The 22,120-nt window shown below is 67.9% G+C and carries 22 protein-coding genes; 7 read left to right on the top strand and 15 right to left on the bottom strand.

What is annotated here, in order from left to right; translation table 11 throughout:
* Window positions 1-46 precede the first annotated feature (46 nt).
* The 9 genes from EO174_RS21520 to mdcA form a co-directional block, all read right to left on the bottom strand.
* Entirely contained in the window at window positions 47-766 is a 720-nt protein-coding gene (locus EO174_RS21520) for a GntR family transcriptional regulator (protein WP_104649291.1), read from the bottom strand.
* Window positions 767-845: 79 nt separating this feature from the next.
* Window positions 846-2,201 carry an SLC13 family permease gene (locus EO174_RS21515; RefSeq protein WP_039523211.1) on the bottom strand — a complete coding sequence of 452 codons (1,356 nt, stop codon included), beginning with the start codon at window positions 2,199-2,201 and terminating at the stop codon, window positions 846-848.
* A 154-nt stretch (window positions 2,202-2,355) separates the two neighbouring features.
* On the bottom strand, window positions 2,356-3,276 hold the full coding sequence (gene mdcH, locus EO174_RS21510; RefSeq protein ID WP_126947418.1) for a malonate decarboxylase subunit epsilon: 921 nt from the start codon (window positions 3,274-3,276) through the stop codon (window positions 2,356-2,358).
* Window positions 3,277-3,454: 178 nt separating this feature from the next.
* Window positions 3,455-4,267: a triphosphoribosyl-dephospho-CoA synthase MdcB gene (gene mdcB / locus EO174_RS21505; protein ID WP_241240059.1), complete on the bottom strand. Its 813-nt coding sequence runs from the start codon at window positions 4,265-4,267 to the stop codon at window positions 3,455-3,457.
* Window positions 4,268-4,611: 344 nt separating this feature from the next.
* The gene (gene mdcG, locus EO174_RS21500) at window positions 4,612-5,253 is read right to left on the bottom strand and encodes a malonate decarboxylase holo-[acyl-carrier-protein] synthase (RefSeq protein WP_126947413.1); all 642 of its coding nucleotides are present in this window, start codon (window positions 5,251-5,253) and stop codon (window positions 4,612-4,614) included.
* Between the two features lie 2 nt (window positions 5,254-5,255).
* On the bottom strand, window positions 5,256-5,960 hold the full coding sequence (gene mdcE / locus EO174_RS21495; RefSeq protein ID WP_115675883.1) for a biotin-independent malonate decarboxylase subunit gamma: 705 nt from the start codon (window positions 5,958-5,960) through the stop codon (window positions 5,256-5,258).
* On the bottom strand, window positions 5,951-6,871 hold the full coding sequence (locus tag EO174_RS21490) for a biotin-independent malonate decarboxylase subunit beta (protein ID WP_126947410.1): 921 nt from the start codon (window positions 6,869-6,871) through the stop codon (window positions 5,951-5,953). Before EO174_RS21490 ends, mdcE begins: the two co-directional genes overlap by 10 nt.
* Window positions 6,872-7,127: 256 nt before the next feature.
* A complete protein-coding gene (gene mdcC, locus EO174_RS21480; protein WP_126947407.1) occupies window positions 7,128-7,445 on the bottom strand; it encodes a malonate decarboxylase acyl carrier protein in 318 nt (105 codons plus the stop codon).
* 9 nt (window positions 7,446-7,454) lie between these two features.
* Window positions 7,455-9,101 (bottom strand): malonate decarboxylase subunit alpha, encoded by a 1,647-nt coding sequence (gene mdcA / locus EO174_RS21475; RefSeq protein WP_126947404.1) that lies wholly within the window; start codon window positions 9,099-9,101, stop codon window positions 7,455-7,457.
* 193 nt (window positions 9,102-9,294) lie between these two features.
* Between mdcA and EO174_RS21470 the strand changes: the two genes are divergently transcribed.
* Both EO174_RS21470 and EO174_RS21465 read left to right on the top strand, forming a co-directional pair.
* Entirely contained in the window at window positions 9,295-9,837 is a 543-nt protein-coding gene (locus EO174_RS21470; RefSeq protein WP_126947439.1) for a PadR family transcriptional regulator, read from the top strand.
* A 357-nt stretch (window positions 9,838-10,194) separates the two neighbouring features.
* Window positions 10,195-10,983 carry a siderophore-interacting protein gene (locus tag EO174_RS21465; RefSeq protein WP_126947401.1) on the top strand — a complete coding sequence of 263 codons (789 nt, stop codon included), beginning with the start codon at window positions 10,195-10,197 and terminating at the stop codon, window positions 10,981-10,983.
* Between the two features lie 301 nt (window positions 10,984-11,284).
* Here the strand turns inward: EO174_RS21465 and EO174_RS21460 are convergent, their stop codons facing one another.
* Both EO174_RS21460 and EO174_RS21455 read right to left on the bottom strand, forming a co-directional pair.
* Entirely contained in the window at window positions 11,285-12,013 is a 729-nt protein-coding gene (locus EO174_RS21460; RefSeq protein ID WP_104583572.1) for a YceI family protein, read from the bottom strand.
* Window positions 12,014-12,244: 231 nt separating this feature from the next.
* A complete protein-coding gene (locus tag EO174_RS21455) occupies window positions 12,245-12,835 on the bottom strand; it encodes a malonic semialdehyde reductase (RefSeq protein WP_126947398.1) in 591 nt (196 codons plus the stop codon).
* Between the two features lie 136 nt (window positions 12,836-12,971).
* Between EO174_RS21455 and EO174_RS21450 the strand changes: the two genes are divergently transcribed.
* The 5 genes from EO174_RS21450 (at window position 12,972) to EO174_RS21430 (ending at window position 16,428) form a co-directional block, all read left to right on the top strand.
* A complete protein-coding gene (locus EO174_RS21450) occupies window positions 12,972-13,919 on the top strand; it encodes an ELM1/GtrOC1 family putative glycosyltransferase (protein WP_126947395.1) in 948 nt (315 codons plus the stop codon).
* 49 nt (window positions 13,920-13,968) lie between these two features.
* A complete protein-coding gene (locus EO174_RS21445) occupies window positions 13,969-14,832 on the top strand; it encodes a DUF2145 domain-containing protein (RefSeq protein WP_126947392.1) in 864 nt (287 codons plus the stop codon).
* Window positions 14,829-15,332, top strand: a complete 504-nt coding sequence (locus tag EO174_RS21440; RefSeq protein ID WP_126947389.1) for a hypothetical protein — start codon at window positions 14,829-14,831, stop codon at window positions 15,330-15,332. Before EO174_RS21445 ends, EO174_RS21440 begins: the two co-directional genes overlap by 4 nt.
* Window positions 15,333-15,475: 143 nt before the next feature.
* A complete protein-coding gene (locus EO174_RS21435; RefSeq protein ID WP_126947386.1) occupies window positions 15,476-15,751 on the top strand; it encodes a hypothetical protein in 276 nt (91 codons plus the stop codon).
* A gap of 119 nt (window positions 15,752-15,870) precedes the next feature.
* The gene (locus tag EO174_RS21430) at window positions 15,871-16,428 is read left to right on the top strand and encodes a VUT family protein (protein WP_126947383.1); all 558 of its coding nucleotides are present in this window, start codon (window positions 15,871-15,873) and stop codon (window positions 16,426-16,428) included.
* A 140-nt stretch (window positions 16,429-16,568) separates the two neighbouring features.
* Here the strand turns inward: EO174_RS21430 and glnE are convergent, their stop codons facing one another.
* The 4 genes from glnE to EO174_RS21405 form a co-directional block, all read right to left on the bottom strand.
* Complete coding sequence (gene glnE, locus EO174_RS21425; RefSeq protein ID WP_126947380.1) at window positions 16,569-19,400, bottom strand: bifunctional [glutamate--ammonia ligase]-adenylyl-L-tyrosine phosphorylase/[glutamate--ammonia-ligase] adenylyltransferase; 2,832 nt, start codon at window positions 19,398-19,400, stop codon at window positions 16,569-16,571.
* Between the two features lie 404 nt (window positions 19,401-19,804).
* Complete coding sequence (locus tag EO174_RS21415) at window positions 19,805-20,170, bottom strand: DUF3325 domain-containing protein (RefSeq protein ID WP_126947377.1); 366 nt, start codon at window positions 20,168-20,170, stop codon at window positions 19,805-19,807.
* On the bottom strand, window positions 20,158-20,481 hold the full coding sequence (locus tag EO174_RS21410) for a hypothetical protein (protein ID WP_126947374.1): 324 nt from the start codon (window positions 20,479-20,481) through the stop codon (window positions 20,158-20,160). The genes EO174_RS21415 and EO174_RS21410 overlap by 13 nt, the downstream gene beginning before the upstream one ends.
* Window positions 20,478-22,076 (bottom strand): PepSY-associated TM helix domain-containing protein, encoded by a 1,599-nt coding sequence (locus EO174_RS21405; RefSeq protein WP_126947436.1) that lies wholly within the window; start codon window positions 22,074-22,076, stop codon window positions 20,478-20,480. The genes EO174_RS21410 and EO174_RS21405 overlap by 4 nt, the downstream gene beginning before the upstream one ends.
* Between the last annotated feature and the right edge of the window lie 44 nt (window positions 22,077-22,120).

Below are 22,120 nucleotides of genomic sequence, written 5' to 3'. Positions count from 1 at the left end.
GCGTATGGCGTGCACGGAATGGTCGCCGGGAGCCACGCGCCGACGTCTAGACCCCGCCCACGCGCGGTAATGGCGCCGGCACATTCAACATGCCTCCCGCCGCCACATACGCCGCCAAGGCCTGGCCCTGACTGAGCAGATGCCCGTGCATCGTGCGCTCGGCGCCTTCGGCATCGCGGCGGCGTACGCATGCCATCAGCTCGCGGTGCTCGGCCAGCGACTGCGCCATGCGCCCGGGCGTCAACAGCTGCCGGCCGCGGTGCATCTTGAGGATGCGGTGCAGATCGTGGGTGACGCGGATCAACCACGGGTTGCCGGCGTATTGCTGCACGGTTTCGTGGATCAGGTAATTGTTGCGGTAGTACTCGGCCAGGTCGCCAGCGGTGGCGGCGGCTTCCATCGCCGCGTGCAGCTCTTCCAGGCGCTGCACGCCGGCCGCGTCGATACGCTTGACCGCATCGTGCGCGCAGCGGCCTTCCAGCATGGCCATCACCGGGAACAACTGGTTGAGGTCCTCCAGTGTCAGCCGCGTGACCCGGCTGCCACGGCCGGCGTCCAGTTGCACCAGGCCTTCGGCAGCGAGCAGCTTGAGGCTTTCGCGCAGCGGGGTGCGGCTGATGCCGAGCTCCTCGGCCAGCGCCGGCTCGTCGATCCATTCGCCCGGCGGCAGCGCGTAGTCGTAGATTTTCTGGCGCAGGCGCTCGGCCACTTCCTCGTACAGCGGTACGCGCTTCTTGGCGCTGCGCGAATCAGGGGCGAGGGTCATGGCAGGCGGGTCGTCGATGCGGGCGTGGGGGCCCCCATTCTACGGGGGCGCCCCGATACCCTGCCGGACGCGGGCCGGATCACAGCCAGCCCGGCACCACGAACAGCAGCCAGGCCACCAGCGGCCCCAGCAACACCACCAGCCCGCTGTAGACCAGGAAGCGACGGAACAGCGCGTCGCGTTCTTCCTTGGCGGCCGAGGCCACCACCAACGCACCGTTGGTGGAGAACGGGCTGACATCGACGATGGTGGACGACACCGCCAGCGCGCAGATCACCCCGGCCGCGCCGAGCTGGCCCTGCATCAGGAACGGCACCGCCAGCGGGATGGTGGCGCCCAGCACCGCCGCCGACGAGGCGAACGCGGACACGATGCCGCCGACATAGCAGACCAGCAGCGCCCCCAGCAACGGCATGCCGATATGCGATACGCCGGTGCCGATGTAGTCCACCGCGCCGGCCTTTTCCAGCACTGCCACGTAGGTGACCACGCCGCTGATCAACAGCACCGTGGACCAGCTGATGCCGTCCACCGCGCCCTTCTGCGCGCTGGGCGAGATCAGCGCCAGTGCCACCGCCACGGTGATCGAGACCAGGCCGACGTTGAGGTTGTAGACCAGCGCGGCGACGCCCAGGCCGAGCAGGCCGACCAGCGTGATCACCCGATCGCGCGTGATGGCCACCGCCTCCAGCGCCAGCGGATTGGTCGACAAGGTGCCACCACCGGCCGCCACCAGGGAGCCATGCCCTTCGATCGCGAACGGGCGCTTGGAGGCTTGGTCGTCGGCCACCGCCACGTATTGCGCGTCGGCCAGCGACACCTCCTGCCGCCGCATCAGCTTGAGCCCGCCGAAGGCGCAGAAGCAGATGATCGCCATCATCAGGTTGAAGCCCAGGCTGGTGAGGAACACCGCCATCTCGGTGACGTCCAGCCCGGCCTTTTCCACCACCTTGTTGGTGATGCCGCCATACACGCTGATTGGCGAAAACCCGCCGCCCTGCGCGCCATGGATCACCAGCAGGCCCATCATCAGGGGATTGATGCGGTATTGCTTGGCAAAGCGCAGCGCCACCGGGCCGATGATGGCCACCGCCGCCGGCCCCAGCGCGCCGAACGCGGTGAGCAGGCCGGTGATGACGAACATCACCCAGGGAATCGCCACGATGCGCCCGCGTACCGCGCGCACCGCCCAGTGCACCAGCAGATCGATGGTGCCGTTCTTCTGTGCGATGGCGAACAGATAGGTGATGCCGACCAGGGTGAGGAACAGGTCGCCGGGGAAGCCGGCCAGCACCTCCTTGCCGTCCAGCCCCACCCACACGCCGCCGATGATGAAGGCCAGCGCGAAGGCCACCGCCCCCATGTTGATGGGCAATGCGGTGGCGACGATGAACATGATCACCAAGCCAAGAATCGTTGCAATTTGCGGGGTCATGCGCCCTCCCAGACACCTGATACGCGTACAGCACGGATGGCCACCCGCCACCCAAGGGTCACACCTGGTCAGACGCAGGGCGGCTGACAGAAATAAGGGGCAGCTGCCGGGCGGTTGCCTGCGCCACGCCCACATCGCCGCTCCTGGCGTTACTTCATGCCGCGCGCTCGCACGCGGCGTGGACCCACTCCACCACGCCCTGCGTGCTGTGGAAGTCCTCCACCGATCGCGCTTCACAGCCCGGCACGATGTCGCGCGCCATGCGCGCCAATGCGCTGCCTGGCCCCAGTTCGAGAAACACGCGCGCGCCGCGTTCGGCGGCCTGCACCAGCACGTCGTACCAGCGCACCGTCTGCGCGATCTGTGCGGCCAGCGTGTCCACCACCAGGGCCTGCGTGGTGACGGCACGTGCATCGATGCCGGCCAGCACGCGCAGCCTGGGCGCGTGCACGGCCGCGTTGTTCAACTCAACCGCGAAGGCATCGGCCGCCGCACGCAGCCAGGGCGTATGCGCCGGCACGCTCACTGGCAACTGCGTGATGCGTGCGCCCTGCGCCTGCGCTGCATCGCCCAGTGCCTGCAGCGCAGCGTGCGGGCCACCGAGCACGGCATGGTCGTCGCCATTGACGATGGCGATGGCCGCGCCGTGCGTCTGGCACAGCGCTTCGAGCACATGCAGCGGCAGGCCGGCCACCGCCATCAATCCGGCATGGTCCGGGCTGGCCGCGTCCATCAGGCGCGCACGGGTGGCAGCCAGCTGCAGGCAGGTGTCGATCTCCATGCTGCCGGCCACCGCATGCGCGGCCAGCTCGCCGACGCTGTAGCCCAGCACCAGCACCGGCGTGGGCAGCTGCGCACGCAGCAGCTGCCAGTGCGCCAGGGTGCCGGCGCAGACCAGTGGCTGCGCAATGGCATTGGTGTAGCGGGCATTGTCTGCGGCAAGCGTGTATGCCGAGGCGCCGAGCACCTTGCTCGCGGCAGCGATTACCTCGGCCGCGGCCGGCGCATCGGCAACACGCGCGAACATTGCCGCATGCTGCCCACCCTGGCCGGGACAGAGCACGGCCAGGCTCATGCGGTGGCCTGCTGGCAGGTAACGCCGTGCGCCGTGCGAGTGGAGTCCTGATCCGCCCTGCAGGCCTCGTCTCCGGGGACAGCGAGAAGGATGCCGTTTCCTGCTGCACTGAGAAGGGCAGCACGACTGCACGCGCGTGCGCACACTGCCTTCGCGGCTGCTAGTGGCCGGTGTGTGCTCATGCGCTCTCCTGACACTGCAGGAACCAGGCACAGGCCAGCAGGTCGGCGCTGCCGCCCGGGCTCAGACGCCGCGCGACGAACTGCCTGCCAATGGCGTTCAAGCGCGCGCGCCACTGCGGTTGTGCGATGCCGCCTTCGGCGAGAAATCCACGCGCCTGCGTCTTTGCGTAAGCCAGCCCTTCCTGCCCGCCGCGATGCAACAGGTTGAGGTCATCGACCTCGGCAACCAGGTGCATCAAGGTCTGCGCCAGTGCCGCTTCGCGCGTGGCGCCGCTGTGCACTGCGCTGCGCAGAGACGGCAACGCGATCTCGCGCAGCAAGGGATAACCGTCCGCGGCCTGCTCGCGCACGCCGCCGATCCGAAACCGTGCACGCGCGCGCTGGCCATTGCTGCGTGGATCCAGCGGCGCGGCGCGCAATGCATCGCGCCACTCCTGCACCGCGTTGCAGACGGCTTCGCCAACCGGGCGGCTCCCGTGCAGGCCACGCAAGCGCGCCGCCTGTGCAGTGAGCACGCCGAGGCTGAAGATCGCACCGCGGTGGGTATTGATGCCACCGGTGGCGCGCAGCATCGCCGCTTCGGCCGCGATGCCGAGCTGGCGCACATGCTCGAACGGCGCGTTATCGATGCCCGCCTGTGCAATCGCGACGAAATAGCCGCGCAGGGCAAACAGGCTGCGCAGGAATGTCGTGGCATCCATATCGGCATGGCTGCCGCTGTCGAACGGCGTGACCAGGCCGGGCTTGGGCGCGCAGCTCAGTTCCGCGTGCAGGGCGGCGACCGCGAGCCGCCCCAGACGGTGCGCCAGCGCGCTGGCGGTGCCGGCTTCGGCATGCCATGTGGCTTGTAGCGCGACGTTGTCTTGCACATCGCCATGCGTGCGTGCAGCACGCGACGGCGCGTAAACGAGATCCGAACCATCGCCTGGTGGAGCAAGGCGCAGTCTTGGCTGCTGGGATGCTTCTTGCGGTACTGCCTGTGCCAGTGCCGAGGGGATGTCCGCAGCAACCAAGCGCGTCGATGGGCTGTCTGCATCAGGCCGGGACGGCGCGATGCCCGTTTCTTTTGATGTTGTCGCTCGCGGCTGCCGCTCGGCCGCAGTGCACTGCGTCCCCGCGGGCCTGGCATCAGCAACGCGTTCGACCAATGCACTCATGCCGCGCTCCACACCGGAAACAGCGCGCTGCGCGGCAGCAGGCGGCAGCCATTGGTGGACTTCACCAACACCTGCTGCGCGCTGCCGGCGTACTCGCGCCAGTTCACCGCGGTGTCGTCGGGCAGCAACAGCTCGCCGTCTGCGCGCAATCCGTGGCGGTGTTCCCAGCGCTGCAGCAGCGTCACCACTGCCTGCGCCTGTTCGGGCGTGGCGATGGACCACAACAGATCCAGGTCCGATTGCGCATGCACATACGCAAGCCCGGTCAGGGCCTGCCATGCGAAGCTGCCAAAGACGCGCGGCTGCAGGGCGCTGGCATTGGCCTGCGCTCGCAAGGCCTGCAGTGCAGGCTGCAGCGTGGCGGGTGCGGCTGCGATCACCGCGTCCAGCGCCAGCGGCGCAGTGCTGCGCACGATAGCGTCCAGGCCGGCACTCAACGCCAGCCGCTGTTTGCCTTCGTTTGGCGGCAATGGCACGCCGAGCGGCACGCGGCCGGGCGCCTGGCTGCCATCGCCACGCGCCACCACCGCCGGCCACCCCGCGGCGAACCACTGCTGCAGCCGTGGCTGCGCACCTGGCGTCAGCGCTTGCCAGCGCGCGTCCGGATGCAGCCACACCAGTGCGTGGCGGGCGGGCATGCTCAGGCCTCGCCTGCGGCCACGGCGGCGGCGACATCGCGCGCCAGGGTGCGCCCGCCACGTTGCGCGCCAAGTGCCCGGCGTTGATCGTCATTGCCGGGCGCAGCCAGGGCGTCGAGCAGCGCCTGCGCCAGGTCGCCGTCCCAGAGCGACTCCACCGCGCCCATGCGCACGTAGTTCTCCACGCCCGGCGCGAACACCGGCGAGCTCTTGCTCAGCGCCTGCAAGGTGTCCACGCTCTGCTTGGTCACGCGCGCCATCGCGCGCAGATCCATCACCCGGATCTGCGCGTCCGGCAACGCGTGGATATGGTCGGCCATCAGGCCGAACGACAGGAAGCCGCCGCTGACCGATTCGCCATACACCAGTGTGACCAGCCGCGCGCCGCGCTTGCGCGCCAGATCCAGCGTGCGTGCCAGATGCGCGAAGTAGCCGTTGATGCCGAGCAGTTCGTCGCGGCGTGCAAGCCGTTGCCCGGCGGTGTCGGCCAGCATCACGATCGGCCGCTGCGGATGTGCGCGCGTGCTCGCCAGCACGGTCGCCGCCAATGCCAGCGCATGGTCCACGCCGACTTCCAGCTTGTTGGCGGTGCCGATCACCGTGACGGCGCCCGCGGCCGTGGTGGCGCTGCCGGTGAGCACATCGTCGTTGCAAGCGATGGCGTGGCCGAGCGGAAACAGCTGGTCCAGCAGTTGGCTCAGTTCCATGGCGTGCTCCGGTCGGCGGTGGCGGCAAGGAAGGCGTCGGTGTCCAGCAGCGGCAGCCGCTGCGCATCGACGATGCCCTGGCGTTGCCAGATCTCCAGCCCATCGCGGCAATCGCCATAGGCGTCAATGCGCTTGGACAATTGTTGATGCGCCACTTCCAATGCCTGCAATGCGGCCTCGCCCGCCGGCTCGGACAGGGTGTCCAGCGTCTGCGCGGCGGCATCGGCGAATGCAGCGATGCGGTCGGCCACCAGCGTCTGTGCCTCGCCCAGCAGATAGCGGTGCTTGCCGCCGGTGACGCGCCACACCAGGGCGCGGTCGCGGGCGTCGAACTCTTCCACGCCGCGTACGGTTTCGATCACGTCCGGGCCGGACAACGACAGGCGACCTTCTTCGGACATGATCACCGCGCTGCAGCAGCGCGCCACGATGCCCATGCCGCCGAAGGCGCCGTTACCGCTGCCGATCAAGGCCAGCACCGGTATGCCGGCGGCGCGCGTGTCCAAGGTGGCGCGCATGATCTCGGAGATGGCGATCAGGCCGGCATTGGCCTCGTGCAGACGCACGCCGCCGGTGTCGAGCAGCAGCAGCACTGCGTCCGGCTGGGTGGCGGTGGCGCGTTCGAGCAGGCCGGTGAGCTTGGCGCCGTGCACTTCGCCGACGCCGCCTCCCATGAAGGCGCCTTGCTGCGCGGCGATCAGCACGGTGCGCCCACGCAACGTGCCTTCGCCGACGACGATACCGTCATCGAAGGCGCCGGGCGTATCCAGTTGCGCCAAGTGCGGGCTGATCAGGCGGCGACGTGGGCCGACGAATTCGCGAAAGCTGCCGGCATCCAGCACGCCGTCGATGCGCTCGCGCGCGTCAGCCTCGTAATAGCTGCGCTCGGCCACGGGAATGGTGGTGCTCATACAAGTCTCCCAACGACATGCGTAGGAGCGCACCCGGGCGCGACCAGGGCATTACCGGGAAAGCCCGTCGCGCCCGGGTGCGCTCCTACGGGGTGACTGCGAAGTACCGGTGCGTCGTCCCTGCACTCGGCCACGGAGATGGTGGTGCCTAAGTGATTCCGGATGACCGGCGTAGGAGCGCACCCGGGCGCGACCAGGGCATTACCGTGAAAGCCCGTCGCGCCCGGGTGCGCTCCTACGGGGTGACTGCGGCGGTTCATGTGGTAGCTCCCTGCAGGACGTCCACCGCCTGCTCCAGGCGCAGGCTCACCACCGCGGGCGTGGCGCCGACATCGTTGATGCTGATGCGCACATCGCGCAGCGGATGGCGCGCGGCAAAATCATCCAGCACCGCCTGCCAGATCGCGCCGAAACCGCGTGCGGCGGTGAGGATCTCGATCTCCATCACGCCGTCCAGCGGCACGCGCTCGACCAGCACTTCCAGGTTGCCGGAGGCGACCACGCCGACCAGCGCATGGTCCAGCCCGGCGCGCGCGCCATGCTGGCCATCGAAGCGATACCGCAGGGTTTCCATGCCGTGCCCCTACCAGTTACGAAAACGTTTCGGCGGGTCGTATAACCCACCGGACCAGCGCACCAGATCCTTGACCGTGCGCGCGGCGAGCAGGTCGCGCGTGGCATCGCGCGGCCGGATGCCCAGATCTTCGGGCCGCCTGATGACACCGCGATCGCGCAGGTTCTCGACCGCGCGTTTGTCGCGGCCCAGGCCGACGGCGGTATACCCGGACACGCCACGGATGGCCTGTTCGCGTTCTTCGGCGCTGCGGCACAGCAACAGGTTGGCGATGCCTTCTTCGGTGAGCACATGGCTGACGTCGTCGCCGTAGATCATCACCGGCGGCAGCGGCATGTTGGCGCGCTCGGCCAGCTCCCAGGCATCGAGCCTGTCGACGAAGGCCGGCGCCATGTGTTCGCGGAAGGTTTCCACCATCTGCACCACCAGCTTGCGTCCGCGCGGCATCTCGCCGGGGCGCGCCGCCTCGCGCCCGGCCTTGAGCCAGGCGTCGCTGGCGTGCCGGCGGCCGCGCGCATCCGAGCCCATGTTGGGTGCGCCGCCGAAGCCGGCGATGCGGTCGCGCGTGGCGGTGGAACTGTTGCCCTGCAGATCGATCTGCAGGGTAGAGCCGATGAACATGTCGCAGGCGTACAAGCCGGCGGTCTGCGACAACGCGCGGTTGGAGCGCATGCTGCCGTCGGCACCGGTAAAGAAGATGTCCGGGCGCGCGGCGATGTAGGCCTCCATGCCCAGTTCCGAACCGAACGAATGCACCGAGTGCACGAAGCCCGATTCGATCGCCGGGATCAGCGCCGGATGCGGATTGAGCGCCCAGTGCCGGCAGATCTTGCCCTTCAGCCCCAGCGATTCGGCATAGGTGGGCAGCAGCAATTCGATCGCGGCGGTGTCGAAGCCGATGCCGTGGTTGAGCCGGTCCACGCCGTACTCGGCGTAGATACCCTTGATCGCCATCATCGCCATCAGCACCTGGATCTCGGAGATCTGCGCCGGGTCGCGGGTGAACAGCGGTTCGATGTAGTTGGGCCTGGGCGCCTGGGTAACGAAGTCCACCCAGTCGGCCGGGATGTCCACGCGCGGCAGGGTATCGACGATCTCGTTGACCTGCGCGATGACGATGCCGCCCTTGAACGCGGTGGCCTCCACGATCACCGGGGTGTCTTCGGTGTTGGGGCCGGTGTAGAGATTGCCGTGGCGGTCGGCGGCCTGCGCGGTGACCAACGCGATGCGCGGGGTCAGGTCGATGAAGTAGCGGCCGAACAATTCCAGGTAGGTGTGGATGGCGCCGATCTCGATGCGGCCTTCGCCGACCAGCCCGGCCAGGCGCGCGGCCTGCGGGCCGGAGAACGAGAAATCCAGCCGCTTGGCGATGCCGCGCTCGAACACGTCCAGATGCGCCGGCAGCGACAACACCGATTGCACCATGTGCAGGTCGTGCACGCGCGCGGGATCTACCTCGGTCAGGCAGCGCGCCAGGAAGTCGGCCTGCTTCTGGTTGTTGCCTTCCAGGCAGACGCGGTCGCCCGGCTCGATCACCGCCTCCAGCAGCGCCACCACGTCGTCGGCAGCCACCACGCGCCCCTGTGGCGCCAGCGCGGCGGCCCGCTGCAGGCGCTGGCGCCGGCTTTCGGCCTGGGTGTCCCACTGTCGACTCATGCGTCTGCCTCACCGGGCCAAGCCCGTAATGTCGAAGTAATTACATCGTAATTATGGAGACCAGTTGTGTCTAGCCGCGTTGCAGCATGGGCCGCAGTGATAGCCATGTTGGTCAGCGGGGCGACAGGCAGGTGCTTGCGGGCCAACCTACTTCGATATATCTTTTCAGCATTCTTCGATATATCGAATGAAAATGCGCTCCCACCGCGACGACCTGCCGAGCGAGCTCGATCCATCCGTGGCGACCAGTGCCACGCGCCGTGGTGGCGCCGGGCGCGCGCGGCCGCTGGAACATGGCGACCTGCGCTTGCTGCTGCTGGCGCTGATCGAGCAACAGCCACGCCATGGCTATGAATTGATGCGGCAGATCACCGCGCTGTTCAAAGGCCTCTACACGCCCAGCGCAGGTGCCATCTATCCGGCACTGGCGCAGCTCGAAGCCGATGGCTGGGTGCAGACCGCGCTGGACGAGGGCCGCAAGCGCTACCAGGTCACCGCCTCCGGCCGTATGCACGTGGCACAGCAGCGCGATGCACTCGATGCCGCATTGGCCCGCACCCATCGCCGCGCGCGCGAGCTGATCAAGGCACAGACACCGGCGCCGATTCGCGAAGCCATCCACCGCATCAAGCACGGCCTGTTTGCGCGGCATGGGCAATGGACGGATGCAGAAACCACACGCATTGCCGCGCTACTCAACGCCGCCGCTGACGGCATGGAGCGCGATGACGGCTGAGTGCGCCCATCGCTGTGGTCCGAAGCCAACCGATGCCGGTTTGAATGCGCCTTGCGGCAGTGACGCGTCATCGCGGTGGTTGCGTTGCGCGGCGTCAGTGGCATGCATGAATTGCTGTACCTGCGCTGCTCCGTGATTTGATCAGCGTGTCGCTGCAAGACATCGACCTCGCTTGTTTGGCAGATGCACGCGGCTTCGCCCGTACCCGCATCCGCCCCTGCGGGCACCTCCTCCCGATGGGAGAAGGCTGAGCAACAACCGCTGTTTTTCGCCAGTTGTCTGGCTAGATCGTCACATCACCGTATGCAGTCACTCCCCCGCCGCGCAGCTGCGCGCCACCTCCAGGAATCGCACCACATGGCCATCCACACCCACACCCAACTCCGCCGCGACCCGCGCCTGCGCTCCGTGCAGGTGGTGCGTTGCGAATCGCTGACGCCACAGATGCGCCGCATCGTGTTCGGCGGCAGCGAGCTTGCCGGCTTTCAGAGCGAGGCACCGGACGACCACGTCAAGCTGTTCTTCCCCAATGCCGATGGCGCCTTCGTACTGCCGACGATGACACCGGACGGCCCACGCTATGCCGAAGGCGCCCTGCCCTCGCCCGGCCGCGATTACACGCCGCGCTATTTCGATCCGCAGAGTGGCGAGTTGCGCATCGACTTCGTGCTGCACGGCGACGGCACGGCCTCCAGCTGGGCGGCGCAGGCACAGCCCGGCGACACCCTGACGATCGGCGGCCCGCGCGGCTCGTTCCTGGTTGCCGACGACTACGACCACTACGTGCTGATCGGCGATGAAACCGCCTTGCCGGCAATCGGCCGCTGGCTGGAAGCCATGCCCGCCGACATGCATGCAGAGGTCTTTATCGAAATCACCGATGCCGCCGAGCGCCAGGAGCTGCTCAGCGCCGCCGACGTGGACGTGTACTGGCTGGAACGCAACGGCTTCGATGCCGCCAGCAGCACCCTGCTGGAAGACAGCCTGCGCGATTACGAGCCGCATGACGGCGACACGTTTTACTGGATCGGCACCGAATCCATGCGCGCGCGTGCGATGCGCAAGTTTCTGGAAGAGCACATGGGCGTGGATAAGTATTCAGTACGCGCGAAGGGCTACTGGAAGGCGAATCCGGCGGCGGAGTGAGGGCGGGCACGCGCGTGGTGCCGGGCTGAGGGTAGAGCCCTCGCGGCCTGGGCCGCTCCTACAAAGGTCGGATGCTCATGCGTTGTGGTGGGGCTGAGGGTAGAGCCCTCGCGGCCTGGGCCGCTCCTACAAAGGTCGGATGCTCATGCGTTGTGGTGGGGCTGAGGGTAGAGCCCTCGCGGACAGGGCCGCTCCTACGAAGAGCTGGTAGGCGCCCAAGCAAAAGCCCGCCGATCGGCGGGCTTTTGCGTTACACGCATCGGTGCGATTGCTCGCACCGATGCATCCATTGCGCTGCGACTTACTTGGCAGCGGCAGCGTCACCGGCCTTGGCCTGCAGGGCTTCGGTGGTGATGCGGATCTTCACTTCGTCGCTGACGTTCGGGGCGTACTGGCCCACGCCGAAGTCGGTGCGCTTGATGGTGGTGGTGGCGTCGAAACCGGCCGCCGGCACCTTCTTCATCGGGTGCTCGCCGGCACCATTGAGGGTGACGTCCAGCACGACCGGCTTGGTCTGATCCTTGATGGTCAGATCGCCAGTGACCGTCAGCTTGTTGGGGCCGGCCGCTTCGACCTTGGTGCTCTTGAAGGTGGCGGTCGGGAACTTGGCCGCGTCGAAGAAGTCACCGCTCTTCAGGTGCTCGTCGAACTTGGCGGTGAAGCTGTTCAGACCCGACAGCGGCAGGGTGACCTGCACGGTGGACTTGGTCACGTCGGCTGCGTCGTACACCAGGGTGCCGTCGACATTGCCGAAGTGAGCGGTCGGGTTGGAGAAGCCGAAGTGGCTCCACTGCGCCAGCACGTCGGTGTGGCTCGGGTCCAGGGTGTAGGTGCCCGAGGCCACTTCCACGGCCGGCGCGGTCGAGGCGGCCGGTTCGGCGGCGGCAGGTGCCGTTGCAGCGGCATCGGCCGGGGCGGTGGCGGCCGGGGTTTCGGCAGCAGGCGCGGCGGCGTTGTCGGCCGGCTTGGAGCAGGCGGCAATGGCGAGGGTCAGGGCGAGCGGCAGCAGCAGTTTGTGGGTAGTCTTCATTGAAACTCCTTGAGGATGAGGGACCGCATTGGATCAACGCGGATGGAACGGACGCAGACGGACGAGGACTGCAGGAAAACGGGAAACATGCGCCTGGGGCCGATGGCACAGGGCGCACGCTCGTCGGGTGGTGCGGGGGGCGCTCCGAAGCCGGAGTGTACGTCGCTCCCCGCCTGGCGGCGCGCCGGCTGCGCCCGCCTGACGGTGTGCGCAGCCGGTGTCTCACCGCCGTTATTCGATGCGTGCGGCTTCGTCGAAGCTCAGGCGCGGCAGCCGCGGGAACAGCCCGGCCGGATCGCCGTAGCCAAGATTGATCAGAAAGTTGGACTTGATCGGCGTGCCGGCAAAGAACACCGCATCCACCTTGGCGTTGTCGAAGCCGGACATCGGGCCGGCATCCAGACCCAGCGCACGTGCGGCCAGGATCAGGTAGGCGCCCTGCAGCGAGCTGTTACGGAACGCGCCGGTTGCGCGCATCTCGCGCGAGCCTTCGAACCAGCTCTTGGCGTCGGCATGCGGGAACAGGTACGGCAGCTTTTCGTGGAACTCCTCGTCGGAGCCGACGATCACCGTGACCGGCGCGGCCAGCGTCTTGGCGGCATTGGCTTCCGACAGCGCAGGCTTGAGCTTCTGCTTGCCCTCGGGCGTGGTCACGAACACGAAACGCGCCGGCGACCCGTTGGCCGCGGTCGGGCCCCACTTCAGCAGATCGTAGAGCTCGCGCAGCTGCGCTTCGCTCACCGGCTTGTCGAGAAAGGCGTTTTGCGTGCGGGCGGTACGAAACAGCTGATCCAGCGCGGCAGCGTCGAGCAAGTCGGACATGGAGACTCCGGGAAGCAAGGGAATGGGCGACAGTAGGGTGCAGCACCGGCGCCAGCGTGAAGACCCGCAGTGTAGAGTGGCGCGATTGCTGCAACACACGCTCAATCTGAAACAAATCTATGTCGGATCTGAAACGATGGCGCTGACCTGGGCCGTGAGCGACGGCCGCGCCGGCAATGCCCGCCAGGCCGAGGCCTTGGCGCAGGCGCTGCACTCCACACCGGTCACCGCACTGCATCTGCAGGCCCGCGCGCCGTGGCGTTGGGCCGCACCGCGTCTGTTGCCGGGGGCGCAGGCCGCATTTGGCGCGGAATTCGCGCGGCATTTGCAGCCGCCTCCGGCGCTGGCGATCGGCTGCGGGCGCCAGGCCGCCCTGGCCACCCGGCTGCTGCGCGCGCGCGGCAGCCAGGCGGTGCAGATCCTGGACCCGCGGCTGGACCCGCGCCACTGGGATCTGTTGATCGTGCCCGAGCACGATTCGCTGCGTGGCGCGAACGTGATTACATTACTCGGCAGCTTGAACCCGGTGGACGATGCCTGGCTGGCCGCCGGGCGCGCCGCCTTCGCACCGCTCGGCGCGCTGCCCGGCCCACGCGTGGCGCTGTTGATCGGCGGCCCGACCGCGCAGGTGCCCTGGACCACCCAGGCGCTTGAGGCACTGTGCATGCAGCTCCGCGCGCAGGTGCTTGCGGCCGGCGGCAGCCTGCTGGTTACCATCTCCCGGCGCACCCCGCCCGAGGCGATCGCGACGCTGCGCAAGGCGCGTGCAGGCCTGCCAGGCGTGCTGTGGTGCGACGAGCGCGACGGGCCGAACCCGTATGCCGGCCTGCTGGGCTGGGCCGATGCGATCGTGGCCAGCGCCGACTCGGTCAACCTGCTCTCCGAAGCCTGCGCCACGCCGGTGCCGGTGGTCGCGGCGTTTGCCGAACAGGCGCAAGGACGGGTGGCGACGTATCTGCGGGCACTGCAGGCGCATGGCCGTCTAGGCGATGCACGGGATGTCTTCGCAACGCCGTTGCAGCTGCGACCACTGCGCGAAACCCAGCGCATCGCCGCACTGGTGCGCGAGCGCCTGCACGTATGATGGTGCCGCCGTGGATGCCACGGGGCAGCCACACGGACGATCAATCCCCATGCAATGCGAACACACACGGCGCAGCTGGCCTGCAACAACGGCGTTGCTCATCGCCCTGACCTGCGCACTGCCTGCCATTGCCGCGCCGGTGTGCACGCCGCACTATCCGACACCCGCCACGCTGGCGGCGATGTTCGACATGGCCAGGTCCACCCAGCAGGCGCTGGACGCAGTGGACGGTGCGCAGGTGGTGCTGCTGGCACGCGGCGGCCAGGATCTGAGCCGCTATGGCCTGAAACACAGCCACCTGGCCTTCGCGCTGCGCGAGGACGACGGCACCTGGCGGGTCAAGCACCTGCTCAATCACTGCAAGTCGGACACCTCGGCGCTGTATCACGAGGGGCTGAGCAACTTCATCGGCGAAACTGCCCTCACTGCCGATCTGCGCGTCGGCGTGCCGGCACCGGCGCTGCAGCAGCAACTGCGCACGTTGCTGCAGGATCCGGCCACGCTGGCACATGCGCTGCACGAGGCGCGCTACAGCATGATCGCCTACCCGTTCTCCACCGATTATCAGAATTCCAACCAGTGGGTGCTCGAGGTGCTGGCCGCGGCATTGGCGGCGACCCACGCAGCAGATGCGGCAACTGCGCCGGTGAGCGATCGACGCAGCGCGCAAGCCTGGCTCAAGCGCAACGGTTACCAACCCACCCGCCTGCATCTGGATCTGAGCAAGCGCATCGGCGCCCGTTTCTTCGTCGCCAATGCCGCAGTGACCGACCATCCCGCCAGCGAGCGCATCTCCGGCAATTATTCGGTGATCACGGTCGAGTCGGTGTTCGATTTCCTGCAGCAGCAACACATGCTGCGGCAGGACCAGTCCATTCCACACAGCGTTGCCACGCACGGAGCAGCTCCATGAACATCCCTCTTCGATCTGCCGGCCTCGGGCTGCTGCTCGCCATCGCGTTCGGCCAGCCGCTGCCGGCCACTGCAGGCTTGACCACGATCACCCGCGGCGATGCCTCGGCGATGTCGGCGATCCTGGTGATCTCCGCGCCGTACTTCGTGTCGTTGGCGCTGGGCCACAGTGCGGTGGCAGGTTCGGAAGCCCTCGGCGACGCATCGCACAAGGCCTCCGCAGGGCCGTTGCCGCCGATGCGGGTCAAGTCGGTGGAGAAAGCCACCGACGGCGGCTGCGAAGTGCAGTTGCAGGATCCGGCAAACGCCGACAACACCGCCTTGCTGCGCTGGCCGGCACGCCAGGACGACCCGACTGCGGGCTTTCGTGTTGGCGAGACGGTGACCTTCCAGCCGAGCCCGGCCGGTGCCGGCTGGACGGTGCAGTCGCCCCAAGGCCAGGCGCTGGCGTTCGTGCCGACCGCAGAATCCGCTGCGCAGAACAGCAGCAAGATTTGGTGACGCCGGCAAGCTCCTGACCGACGCACCAGGTCGGGATGGGGCTGTGCTGACACACTGTTTGCGGGCACGGCGGGACGCGCGGGACGCGCGGGACGCGCAGAGGCATTTTCCGCAGCCTGTCGAACTGCCTGCGCGACGGTTTGTTGATCGTCACCGACGCGCACAGCCGCGTGCAGTTGCAGAGCCTTTGCGCACCGATGCCTGGCACGCACGCAATTGCCCGCGTGCTCCTGGTCGCGCCGCCCGTGGCAACGGTGTACATGCGGGTTGGCGATGTCTTCGGAGGCATGTGCGTGCTGCACGCCGGCATGCGCTCAAACGGCAGCGCAGCAGCACGCTGGATCGATAAGGCACCGCGGCCACGCGAACACAAGCAATCCGCACGGCATCACTCCACCATGCCTGCCGCCATCCGCTGACCAAGACACTGTTGCCGCCGGCAGCACGCCGCCGTGTTAGCCATGCATGGCCGATGCGCACTGGCCCGCATGCGCCAACGCGCGGATAATCCGCGCTGCCCTGTCACTGCCGCACCGTCATGTCCAACCGCTCGCCGACGCCGTTCACCCCGCTCACTGCGCGCGCGTTGGCATGGGCGGTCTCGGCCATGGGCGCGGTGGTGCTGTTGTCCAACATCCTGGTGCAATATCCGATCAACGACTGGCTGACCTGGGGCGCGTTCTCGTATCCGCTGGCGTTCCTGGTGAGCAACCTGATCAATCGCCGCTTCGGCCCACGCGCGGCGCGCAAGGTCGCCTGGTGCGGCTTTGCGCTCGCGGTGGCGTTGTCGCTGTGGCTGGCCACCCCGCGCATCGCAGCGGCCTCCTGCACCGCCTTCATCGCAGCGCAGTTGCTGGATATCAGCGTGTTCGACCGGCTGCGCAGTGGCAATTGGTGGCGCGCGCCGATCGTGGCCACCACCTGCAGTGCCACGCTGGATACGGCGATCTTCTGGAGCATCGCCTTTGCCGGTGTCGGCCTGCCGTGGATCAGCTGGGCGGCCGGCGATCTGGCAGTGAAGCTGGGCATGGGCGTGTTCCTGCTCGGCCCGTTCCGCGCGCTACTGTGGCGCAGTGCGCCGCGGCCGCAGGGCTGACCGCAGCGCCTACGTACGGGCGATCAGGCAAACAACAGACGCGGTGGTTGGATGCGATTCCAACCCACTGCGCTTTGCAACCCGGTCTGCATACCACTCGCCTCATAGCGCAAGCGACGCAACTTCCGGATACCGGCCGATCAAGGCGATGGCGCTGCCACGTCCTTGCCGGCCGGAAACGCCAGTCCTTGCGCGTGCGCGGTGGTGAAGATGCTGTGCCGTGCCTGCTGGATGGCCGGGGTCGGTGCGATCAGCCGCGGCCGGCGATCCAGCGTGCAACTCAGGCCCGCTTCCACCAGCGTGGCATGGGCCTGGTGCAGCGCTGCTGCGCTCTCGGCCGACAGCCACTGCACCTGCACCAGCGCATCGATCAAGGCGGGCGTGGCGCAGGCCAGCAGCAGCGCGGGATGGTGTGCGGCCTGCCCGAGCACGCCGGCCTGCAGGACGAATTCCAGATCGACCAGGCCGCCGGCACCCTGCTTGAGATCCAGTCGCCCCGCATCGCTGCGATCCAGCTCGCTGCGCATGCGCGCGCGCATCTTGCGCACGTCCTCGTGCAGCGCTGCGGTGTCGCGCACGCGTGTCAGCGTGTCGCCACGTACCTGCGCGAAGGCCGCGCACAGCGCCGCATCGCCGGCCACCGCACGCGCGCGCACCAGCGCCTGATGTTCCCAGGTCCAGGCGCGGGCGTGCTGATAATCGCGGTAACTGGCCAGCGAGGACACCAGTGCGCCCTTGCCGCCGTCCGGGCGCAGCCGCACGTCGATCTCGTAGAGACGGCCGGCGCCGGTTTCGGCAGCCAGCAAGGTCATCACCTTCTGCGCCAGCCGCGCAAACCAGCGCCCGGCGTCCAACGGTCGCTTGCCATCGGAAGCCTCCACCTGCCGCGGGTGGTCGTAGAGAAACACCAGATCCAGGTCCGAGCCGAAGCCCAGCTCCAGGCCACCCAGACTGCCGTAGCCGATGATGGCGAACGTGCCGCCCGGCACCTGCCCGTGCGCAGCGATCAGTTCGCGGCGCGCCAGCTGCAGCACCGTCTGCACCACTGATTCGGCCAGCCAGGCCAGCTGCTGGGTGCTGTCCACGGCCTGCTGGCGGCCATCGAGCGTGGCCAGTGCAATGCGGAAGCTCAACGCGAGGCGGCGCTCGTTGAGTTCGCGCAGCGCCGCTTCGGTGTCCTCGATCTGCAAGGTGTCCAGGCACGCAGCCTGCAATGCGTCGCGGTCGGGCAACGGGCCGCTGATGCGGGTGTCGAGCAGTTCGTCCAGCAACAGCGGATGTGCAGCCAGGCGTTCGGCCAGCAGGGCGCTGCGCGAGAGCACATTGACCAGGCGTGCGAGTGCGCTGGGCTGTTCGTCCAGCAGGGCCAGGTAGCTGGTGCGGCGCAAGGTGGATTGCAACAGGCCGAGCATGCGGCGCACGGCGGCATCGGGCTGGCTGGCGCGGGTGGCCGCATGCAGCAGCGCAGGCATGACACGGTCCAGGCGCGCGCTTGCGGTATCGGAGAGCGCACGCACGCCGGAGGACTGCGCAAAATCGGCCAGCACCTGATGCGCGCCGCCTGGGTCGTGCAAGCCAATGCCGGCCAACGGCGCGGCATCGCCTTCGGGCAAGGCGCGCCAGTAATCGGCAAGCGCATCGGGTGCGCTGGTGCGGACACGTGGTGCCAGCAGCTCGGCAAATTCGGCGGCAACGCGCGCGCGTTGCGGAGCGAGTGCCTGCAACAAGGCCGGCCAATCCGCGTGGCCCAGGCCCAGCGCGATGCGTTCGCGATCCAGCGGCGCCTGCGGCAAGGCATGCGTCTGTGCATCGCGCAACATCTGCAGACGATTCTCCAGCCGGCGCAGGAAGCGATACGCCTCGGTCAATGCGCGCCCGTTGTCCGCATCGATCTGCCCTGCGTCCACCAACGCCTGCAACGCCGGCAGCAGGCGACGCTCGCGCAGGCTCGGTTCGCGTCCGCCGCGAATCAGCTGCAGCGATTGCGCCAGGAACTCGATCTCGCGGATGCCGCCCGGCCCGCGCTTGATGTCGTCCAGACGATCGTGCCGGGCGACTTCGGCAGTGATCGCCGCCTTCATCTCGCGCAAGCCGTCCAGCGCGGTGAAGTCCAGATAGCGCCGGTAGACGAAGGGGCGCAGCGTCTCCAGCCAGGCTTCGCCGGCATCGATATCGCCGGCCACCGCGCGCGCCTTGAGCCAGGCATAGCGCTCCCAGTCGCGCCCTTCGCGCTGGAAGTACTGGTCCATGCCGGTGAACGACAAGGCCACCCGCCCGGCCGTACCGAACGGACGCAGGCGCAGATCCACACGATGGCTGAATCCATCGGCGGTGGTTTCGTCGAGCAGCTTGGCCAGCTGCTGGCCCAGGCGTGCGAAATATTCCTCCGCCGCCAGCGGACGGGCACCATCGGATTGGCCGCCCTGCGGATACGCGTAGACCAGATCCACATCCGAGGAAAAATTCAGCTCGCCCCCACCGAGCTTGCCCAGCCCGAACACCACCAGCCGCTGCACACTGCCGTCTTCGGCAATCACCTGGCCGTGGCGATCGCGGAATTGCTGCTCCAATGCCTGCAGCCCACATTGCAGGCAGGTTTCGGCCAGGCGGGTGGCACCGGCCAGGGTGGCATCGACGCTATCGAGACCGAGCACATCGCGCCAGACCAGGCGCGTGGATTCGGCGCTGCGATAACGCCGCAGCTGCGCTGGCCAGGCCTGGGGCTGTGCGGGGTCCAGCACCGGCAGCGGCAACGGCGGTGGATCCGGCTGCGCCAGGTGCTGCAACAAGGCCGGCTGGCGCGCCAGGGTATCGAGCGCAAACTCGCTGGCGAGCGCAACCTGTGCGAGCTGCCGATCGACGTCATCGCCCGGCCAGGGCTGGTCGGCCGGCACGGCATGACGAACACGCGCCACGGCCCGCTCGATCAGGGCGGTGAGCGCAGGAGACACGGACATGATGGGCGGCGACATGCGCCGATTCTGGCATCCCTGCGCGATGGCGGCATATGTCTACGGTTGATCCAGCGGTGTCGAGGGTCAGCAATGCAACTACCGGGTTTACCGCCGCGCTGCGTGTAGTCCCATCAGCACGCGGCCATGTCGGCGGGCGTGATGTCCTCACTGGTTGCGGGCTCCTTGGCGGCTTGTTCGACGTCTCTTTTTTAGGCGTTGTGCCCCGAAGGGGCCTCAGCGTGTGGATAGCTCAGTTGCGGAGCAATTGATGTGCGACTTGGCTGCAGGGCCCTTGCCCGCCCACCATCGCAGGACACGCCGCAAGTACGTCCCTGTAGGCTTTTACGCGGCATCCATGCCGTGTAAGGTCCCGCGACGGTGGGCGGACAAGGACCAGTCAAACTGGTCGGTATGTGTGGCCTTCAAACAACAGCAAACCACAGCACGTGCCAACCCACCACCCCGCATGCGACGCAGCCCAGCAGCACTGCCAGCCACGCACTCCAGCGCGGCGCGTACGCCAGGCCCAGCGCTACCCACAGCGCGGCCACGCTGACAAACCCCAGCCACAACAAGGTGCCCACCGCTCCGCCCCAAGCGAGCACGCACAGCACCAGCGCGGCGATCAACAGACAGACAGCCATCGCGCGCAGCAACCAACGCTGCATGACCGGCGCAGTGCGGCGGCCGGTGAGCTGCTCGTAATGGCGATGCATCGCCACGGCCAGGGCCATCATTGCGGCATGGCAGAGCGCGGTGCCCAGCAACGCAGCCGTCAGCCCATCCATGGTGGATGTCCCAGCGCCCAATTCACGCCCCCCAGCGCAGCGATACCCACGCCCAGCCAGCCCCACATGCGCAACGCACTGCGCGCTCGAAACATCCACAGCACGACGACGGTGTAGATGGCGAAACTCAGCAAGGTCATGCTCAGCACCGAGACCGCAGGCGACACGCCGACTAATCGCGACAGCAGCTGCGCCAGCACGCTGCAGCCGGTGGAGGTCAGCGCATAGCCGCCGACGCTGGCAGCGAGTACGCGACCGGCAACCGACCAGCGGTAGCAAGTCACCGACGCGGCGCTCGAAGAACGCTTCACAACACATCCATCACAGCAGCGGCGCCGCGCCTGGCGCGTGTCGGCAGCGGTCGCACGGCGCTGCGGTGCGCCCGATACGCCGCGTAGGCGAAAGCAACGCCGAGGGCGAGCGAGACCAGCTCGACCCCGGCGCGCTGCAGGTCGTCGGCAGCCAGATACACACCCAGGTGCTGTCCGGTGGTGACCGCATTGAGCAGCGGCAAGCCCAGGCACAGCAACGCGGTCATCGCCAGTTGTTCCACCCAGGCACGGGCGGGCCGGCGCAGCAGCGCATGCAGCAGTGTGGCCGCCCACGCCCACAGGAATGCGTGGATTTCGATCTGGCTGCGCGCGGCCTGCGCAGCCGGCACCAGGCGGTTGGCATAGAAATACGCAATGCTGGCCAACGCGGTTCCTGCGAGCGCGGCGGCATTGAGCGCTTCCACCACCCGATAGATGCCGGCCGTGGCCGCGCCGAACTCCTGCTCGCTACGCCGACGCCGCTTGATCGAAAACAGCACCGTGCCGGTGGCCATCATCAAGGTGCCGGCCAGGCCGCAGATGAAATACAGCCACTTGCTGGTCCAGCCGCCGAAACCGGCCACGTGCAAGGTCTTGATGACCTCTTCCACGTCCTGCGCATGCATGTCCGTCCGGGCGGCATCCGCATGCTGCTCCAGCACCGCACCGCTGTTCGCATCGAACACCACGCTGTTGGCAGGATTGAGCAGGCGCCGCGAGCGGCCGGTATCGGCCACGCGCGCGATCACACGCAGCCTGCTGTCAGGGCGATCGGGCCGCTCGATCACCAGTGTCTGCGCAGGCGCACCATTGCGCACCGCTGCACGCTGCACCAGTTCCGGCAGATAGGCGGGCACGCTGTTGACCGCGATTTCACCTGCGCCGGCCGCAGGCGCTGCCGGCGTCAGCGCATCGGCATACCACGTGTACGCGGCCTCGTCGCTGCCATACAGCGCCTGCAATGGCCCGGGCATGTAGCTGGTGGCGAAATACGCCAGGCCGGTGTAGACGATCATCAGCAGGAACGGCAGCGTCAGCACCGCCGTGGCGTTGTGCGCGTCCAGCCACGAGCGCTGGCCCTTGCCCGGGCGGAAGGTGAAGACATCCAGAAAGATCCGCTTGTGCACGATCACCCCGGACACCAGCGCGATCAGCCCGCACATGGACACCCAACCCACCAGCCAATAGCCGGGAATGCCGCCGTGCAAGGTGTAGTGGAAGCTCATGAAATGCCGGCCGCCTTCGGTCTGCCGGCCCCACGGCGATGGCAGCAGCTCGCCGCTGCCGGGATCCAGCGCTGCCTGGCCCTGGCCATCGGATGTCCGCCAGACCAGCGTGAGCGCCTCGCCCGGATGCGTAGGCAGGCTGATCCGCCACAGGCGCGCCTGCGGCGCAAGCTGGCGCAGTTGCGCCAGTGCACGCGGCACCAGCGCGTCTTCCGACAGGACCGTGTGCATGCGCGCACTCGGCAGGGCCGGTGTGGCCTGCATCCAGCTGGTGATCGGATCGCGAAACACGCTGAGCGTGCCGGTCAGGAAGATCGCGCACAGCAGCCAGCCGCAGCTCAGGCCGCACCAGGTGTGCAGCCAGGCCATGCTTTGGCGAAAGCCATCTTTCATCCGGCATGCACCAGGCACCA

Source organism: Xanthomonas sp. BRIP62418 (assembly GCF_003993495.1).
Lineage (GTDB): Bacteria > Pseudomonadota > Gammaproteobacteria > Xanthomonadales > Xanthomonadaceae > Xanthomonas > Xanthomonas euroxanthea.
This window is presented reverse-complemented; position numbering and strand designations above follow the sequence as displayed.